This window comes from Clostridium sp. DSM 8431 (assembly GCF_900116755.1).
In the GTDB taxonomy this organism is placed as follows: Bacteria; Bacillota; Clostridia; order Clostridiales; family Clostridiaceae; genus Clostridium.
In genome coordinates this window covers 1-6,427 of sequence record NZ_FPBY01000183.1, presented here as the reverse complement: position 1 = coordinate 6,427, position 6,427 = coordinate 1, and the positions used below count along the sequence as shown (strand labels likewise).

Annotated in this window: 7 protein-coding genes; 2 read left to right on the top strand and 5 right to left on the bottom strand. The window is 27.7% G+C overall.

The window, feature by feature from the left end; genetic code table 11:
• A partial coding sequence (locus BM384_RS14525; RefSeq protein ID WP_139232133.1) for a MerR family transcriptional regulator occupies positions 1–180 on the bottom strand: 180 nt, incomplete at its 3' end.
• Positions 181–432: 252 nt separating this feature from the next.
• Between BM384_RS14525 and BM384_RS14520 the strand changes: the two genes are divergently transcribed.
• Positions 433–1,785, top strand: coding sequence for a putative DNA modification/repair radical SAM protein (locus BM384_RS14520; RefSeq protein ID WP_090014631.1), 1,353 nt, complete (start codon positions 433–435; stop codon positions 1,783–1,785).
• Between the two features lie 15 nt (positions 1,786–1,800).
• Positions 1,801–2,547 (top strand): TIGR03915 family putative DNA repair protein, encoded by a 747-nt coding sequence (locus tag BM384_RS14515; protein WP_090014629.1) that lies wholly within the window; start codon positions 1,801–1,803, stop codon positions 2,545–2,547.
• 19 nt (positions 2,548–2,566) lie between these two features.
• On the opposite strand, the gene BM384_RS14510 is transcribed toward BM384_RS14515, so the two are convergent.
• The 4 genes from BM384_RS14510 to BM384_RS14495 form a co-directional block, all read right to left on the bottom strand.
• Entirely contained in the window at positions 2,567–3,265 is a 699-nt protein-coding gene (locus BM384_RS14510) for a pseudouridine synthase (RefSeq protein WP_090014627.1), read from the bottom strand.
• Between the two features lie 444 nt (positions 3,266–3,709).
• Positions 3,710–4,954 (bottom strand): methyl-accepting chemotaxis protein, encoded by a 1,245-nt coding sequence (locus tag BM384_RS14505; protein ID WP_175537403.1) that lies wholly within the window; start codon positions 4,952–4,954, stop codon positions 3,710–3,712.
• A 490-nt stretch (positions 4,955–5,444) separates the two neighbouring features.
• Entirely contained in the window at positions 5,445–6,125 is a 681-nt protein-coding gene (gene pyrE / locus BM384_RS14500; RefSeq protein WP_090014624.1) for an orotate phosphoribosyltransferase, read from the bottom strand.
• 174 nt (positions 6,126–6,299) lie between these two features.
• The coding region (locus tag BM384_RS14495) for a zinc ribbon domain-containing protein (RefSeq protein ID WP_139232132.1) at positions 6,300–6,427 on the bottom strand (128 nt) is incomplete at its 5' end.

Here is a 6,427-nt window from a genome sequence, read left to right as displayed (position 1 = left end):
AGTAATATTACTGATACCTTTAAATTCTAAATACTGGTCATAAGTATAGTACCTTCTATCTGTTGGAGTTCTTTTGGCTTTTAATATATCTTCTCTATCCCAACGTTGTAAAGTTTTCACACTTACACCTAGTAATTCTGCAAAGTCTTTAGGTTTATAATTAGTTAAATGTTTATTCATGTTAATCTCACCTCTCGGGTACATATTAACATTTTCAAACACATTTGTACACTTTTTCATTAACTATAGACTTCCTCCTTTTATTTGTTATATCCATTATATAAATAATTTTTAATAAGCTCAAATATTTGATTTATTCAGGGTTCAAGGATATTTTTCACATATATACTAATAAAATTTTTACGAGAACACTTGTTCTCATTCCTATTTTGGGGTATACTATCTTTAGAAATTAAAAAGATGGTGATTGATATGGAAATAAGTGAAAAATTAAGAATCTTAAGTGATTCAGCAAAATATGATGTTTCCTGCTCATCTTCTGGTTCAAAAAGACAAGGAAAAAAAGGAGAGCTTGGAAGTGCAGCCTCAGCTGGAATCTGTCACAGTTTTACGCCAGATGGTAGATGCATATCTCTATTTAAAATTCTACTTACTAATTATTGCATCTATGATTGCTCTTACTGTATAAACAGAAAATCCAACGATGTAGAGCGTGCAGCCTTTACTGCTGATGAAGTAGTAAACTTAACTATGAATTTTTACAGACGTAATTACATTGAAGGCTTATTTTTGAGTTCTGCAATTTTTAAAAATCCTGACTTCACTATGGAAAGAATGGTTGATATAGTAGAGAAACTAAGAAATGTTCATAATTTTAGAGGTTATATTCACTTAAAAGCTATTCCTGGTTGTAGTGAAGAACTCATAAAAAAAGCAGGTTCCCTTGCTGATAGAATGAGTATTAACTTAGAACTTCCTTCATCAAAATCATTAAAACTTTTAGCCCCAGACAAAGATAAAAGTGCAATCTTAAAACCTATGGGTCTAATAAAAAGTAATATTACTCAAAATATAGATGAAAGAAGAAAATTCAAATCATCACCTCTTTTTGTGCCTGGTGGACAGAGTACACAAATGATTGTAGGTGCATCACCAGAAAGTGATATGAATATTTTAAATCTTAGTGAAAATCTTTATAAAACTTACAATCTAAAAAGAGTTTATTATTCAGCTTATGTACCTGTTAACGAAGGCAAAGATTTACCAAAGCTTATTAATCCTCCAACTCTTAGGGAACATAGACTTTATCAAGGTGACTGGCTATTAAGAGTTTATGGATTTAAATCTTCTGAGCTTTTAAATGATAAAAATCCTAATTTTGATGTTAACTTTGATCCCAAAACAACTTATGCTTTAAATAACATAGAAAAATTTCCTGTAGAAATTAATAAAGCTAGTTATAAAACTCTTATAAGAGTGCCAGGCATAGGTATTAGAGGAGCTCAAAAAATAGTAAATGCAAGAAGAATAGGTTCTCTTGATTTTGCTGATTTAAAGAAACTTGGAATAGTTTTAAAAAGAGCTCAGTATTTTATAACGTGTAAGGGAAAATACTATGGAAGTGTTGCCTTTGATGAAGTAAAAATCAAAAAAGCTTTAACTCCAAAATTTGATTTAAATTATTTAGATGATAATAGTGAGCAACTAAGTCTCTTTGACAGCATTGATACACAATATGAAAAAACTAAAAGCGGAATATTATCAAAGAAGAATCCCCTTCTGCTTTTAGATGATAAATCAAGTGCATTAAACGGTGAAATTTAGAAAGGAAAGTTAATTTTGAAAGAGTTTATATATGACAATACTTTTGAAGGTTTATTAACAGCTATATTTTATTCATATAGCCAAAGTTCAAAATGCTATATTACAAAGGAAAAAGATTATATACCATCTTTACTTAATGAAATAATTCATATAAAGACCGAAGAAGATAAATTTGAACGTGTTTATGATAGTATTTTAAACAAACTTAGCAAAGATATTTTACAAAATGTTTATTTGGTTTATTTAAGTGATATTGCTGGAAGTGATACTTTAATCTTAAACTATCTTAAACTGTGCTATAAATATGGATCTTCTATAAACTTAGCAAAAAATAATGATATTATTATCCTTATTGATAAATATAAAAGAAAAGTAAGCCATGAAGCTCATATACTTTCAGGTTTTATTAGATTTAAAGAAATAGGACCTTTAACTTTCTATTCTTCTATAGAACCGGACCATAATATTCTTCCTATACTCATTAATCACTTTACTAAAAGATTTTCAGATCAGAACTTTATTATTCACGATCTCAAAAGAGAAACTGCCCTTGTGTATAATAAAGAATCGGCCATAATTATAAATTTCACTAAATCCCAAGCTGAAGATTTCATAAAATCAGATTCTGATAAAGAGTTTGAAAATCTCTGGTCTGTCTTTTATAAAGCTACTGATATTGAAGAAAGAAAGAATTTAAGATTACAAAGGCAAATGATGCCAAAAAGATATTGGAAGCACATTTTTGAAACTCAGAAGAATTAATAAAAGCAGGTATACTTTTTTATATACCTGCTTCATTTATTTTATCCTTAAGATACTGTAGTTCTTCATGCCTCAAATATCTCCACTTTCCTAATTTAATATTAGCTAACTCTATATTTAAAATTCTAACCCTTTGTAAACTTTCTACATTATATCCAAAGGCTTTACACATTCTTCTTATCTGCCTATTTAATCCTTGAGTAAGTATAATTTTAAAAGTAACTTCATCTATTCTTTCTACTTTGCATGGTCTTGTTACAGTATCTAATATTTTAACTCCTGAAGACATATTCTTTAAAAAATCATCATCAAATTCTTTATGAACCTTCACTACATACTCTTTTTCATGCATATTTTCAGCTTCTAATATGGTATTTGCAAGATCTCCATCATTAGTTAATAATATTAACCCTTCCGACTCCTTATCAAGTCTACCTACAGGAAAAATATAGTCTGGATAGTTTATAAAAGTCTTTATATTATTTTCCACACTTTCAGCTCTTGTACATGTTATACCTCTAGGTTTATTAAAAGCTATATATACTTTTTCTTTTGGCTTAAGCTTTTCATTATCAAGTAAAATATCATCAGTTTCTTCTACCCACTGTCCTTGAATACAAAGCTCTCCATTTACTATTATTCTTTTATCCTCTATAAGCTTTCTAGCTTCTTTTCTTGAACATATTCCATAATTGCTTAGTAACTTATTTATTCTCATATAATCTTCCTTATGTTATGTTTTTTATAATTATAGCAGAATAAAGTGGCTGACGCCACACTTTTCAGCGCAGGAGGCAGCTTTGTTTTGCCATGCAAAAAGTTCTAAAAGTAAAATAATTTCATATTAAAATACAATTTAATTATTTTGCTTTTAGGTTCTTTTGCGGCCTACAATTATTTTTTAATGCATTTGATAACTTCCATATGAGAAATCCAGTCAAAATCAGTGTTTAACATCAAAAAAATTTTATATTTTCTTGTGCATTAAAAAAGTGCTGCCATAAATTATATGGCAGCTAATAATAAAAGAAGTATACAATTAATCTATAATTATGAAAATATATACGATGCATTGTGATTTTCCCTAAGATATATATTTCAATAAAAAAGACTATTAAAATTATCGTTATTTCTACAAAAAACTTTATATTTTTTCTTGAAATTATAATTTTCTTAATTTTTCTAGTTCTATCATAAGTTCACTTGCTTTCTGTGCTTGTTTTATATGTTCCTCTGACATAATTACTGTATTTTGTGTATTAGCAAGAGTTTCTTCTGATATTGCAGAAACATTATCTATTGAATCAGAAATAATTTTATTTGCTTCTGAAACTACTTTAATTGTAGATTTAACACTTGTGTTTTTCTCCATTATTTCAGTTATATTACTACTTATACTATTAAATACTTCATTAGTTTCATAAACTAATTTACTATGATTAATAGTACTATTATTAAGTTTTTCAACTACCTCTGAAGATTTATCAGCCTTTTCAACTAAACTCTTAATTATATTAGAAATTTCTTCTGTTGACTGCTTTGAACTTTCTGCTAAATTTCCTACTTCTGAAGCAACAACAGCAAATCCTTTTCCTGCATCTCCAGCTCTTGCAGCTTCAATAGATGCATTAAGGGCTAAAAGATTTATCTGTTCAGCTATATCTGAAATTAATACTACGATATCTGCAATCTTTTCTGATTCTCCTTGAAGTTCCTTCATTAATATATTAACTTCACTTGAATCCTTTGATAAGATTTTAGTTTCGTTATTTAATTCATTTACAATAGATACTCCGTTATTAACTACATTTTCTGTGTCTTTAAAGGACTTATCCATTAAGTTGCAAGCATTAACAGAATCATCTATTTTCACTTTTATATTATTTATGTGATTAGTTTCATTTTGTATTTCATCAGATGTTTCCTTAGCACCTTTAGATACTTCTTCTATTGCATTAGAAACTATTGTTGATGATTGTCCAATTTCATTCATTATATTACTTATAGCTGCACCACTTATTGATACTTTTTCTAATATACCCTCTACAGTTTGTGCCACTTTTTCTTGCTTTTCTTTTGCCTCTAGTATACTTTCAAGATCTTGACTACTTTTATCTAAATTCTTAATAAACATTCCAGTAACAGAATAAACACTAGCAAAGAATAGTGACATTACTGAAAACATAACTATATATGATAGACTATTTTCAGTTAAATATCCTTCTTTAACGTCTAAAAATGTTTTTATTGATAATGTAATAATCACTGATATAGTTGCAATATTAATCATTCTTTTTTCAGCATATAACGCATATGTTAATATAAATGGAGCTGCAAAAGCATATGTTAATATATCGTTATTAGATATTAATATATGACTCCATGCAATATAAAATATTATAAACATATAATATTTAAGCCTCGTATCAGATTTATTCTTATTATATAAATATGTTATCCCAGCCATTCCAATAAGAACTAAAGCACTGATAAAAATACAAACTCCTGCCGGTATTTTTTCGCTGATTCCATAATATACATATGTTGCAGCTACTATAAAAGCAAAAAAGTAATTAATAAAGATTAACTTCTTATTTGCTTCTTCATAAAGCGATTCTGTTTTATTTTTTCCTTTTCAACCATATTTTCCTCCAATATTACATAACTCTCTCTATTAATACATCGTATTTTATTTTTCGTACTTTATATGATTTAAAAAAATCTCTTTAATAATTTCTATTTAAATTTATAATTTAATAACTATTTTCCAAAAAACAAGTTATTTAAAATTCATACTTAAATAAGAATTTTCACTTTTATTCATAATACAGATATAAACAAAAGAAGATGTCCATAGAATAACTTAATTCTATAGACATCTTTTCACCTATATTATATTAATTTTCCTTAGCTCCATATTGTTCATAATATGCATCTATTCTACTATTTATTTCATCATCTATTAATACTTTTCCGTTTATCTCTTTATTATAAAGATACTCTCTAACTTCTTCCATAGTAACTATTGCACAAGTCTTAAAGCCAAATTCTTCTCTTAATTGAGTAAGTGCTGATTTTTCTGTCTTACCTCTTTCCATTCTATCAACAGAAATTATTAAACCTTCAACATTTACATTACCTTGTGATTTTAATAATGGCATTGTTTCATAAATTGAAGTTCCTGCTGTTGTAACATCTTCAACTATAAGAACTCTATCTCCATCTTTAATTGGACTTCCAAGAAGTATTCCTTTATCTCCATGATCCTTTACTTCTTTTCTATTAGAACAGTAATTCACATCTATGCCGTACATATCTGATAAAGCTATAGTAGTAGTTACACTTAGTGGAATTCCTTTATAAGCTGGTCCAAAAACTATATTATAATCATCTGGGAAATGTTCTTTAATTGCCTTAGCGTAGAATTCTCCTAATCTTTTTAATTGGCTTCCTGTTTTATAGTTTCCTGTATTAACAAAAAAAGGTGTTTTTCTTCCACTCTTAGTAACGAAATCACCAAATGTTAAAACTCCACATTCAACCATAAATTCTATAAATTCTTTTTTGTATTGCTGCATAATCTATACCGTTGCCAAAACCTTATAAAACTTTATAAAGTATGTTTAATTCCTTATTCAACGTGTCCTATTTTGTCTTGAAAAAATCTATGACTACTCTAGTTTGATATGACACTCCAAAGGCGTAAATTCGGGTACAACGCCCCCTACATATTAGCAATATCTTTTAGGTGATTAAATTGCTAATTTATATCTACTAAGATTAATACTTGCATTATAGTCCCTGTTTATATTTAAACCACATGAACACTTGTATATTCTATCACTAAGTTTTAAATCTTTTTTAATAGAGCCACATGAAG

Coding starts and splice junctions, on each gene's coding strand:
- BM384_RS14510 (WP_090014627.1), bottom strand. CDS start 3,265: ATGAGAATAAATAAGTTACTAAGCAATTATGGAATATGTTCAAGAAAA.
- BM384_RS14520 (WP_090014631.1), top strand. CDS start 433: ATGGAAATAAGTGAAAAATTAAGAATCTTAAGTGATTCAGCAAAATAT.
- pyrE (WP_090014624.1), bottom strand. CDS start 6,125: ATGCAGCAATACAAAAAAGAATTTATAGAATTTATGGTTGAATGTGGA.
- BM384_RS14505 (WP_175537403.1), bottom strand. CDS start 4,954: ATGTTTATAATATTTTATATTGCATGGAGTCATATATTAATATCTAAT.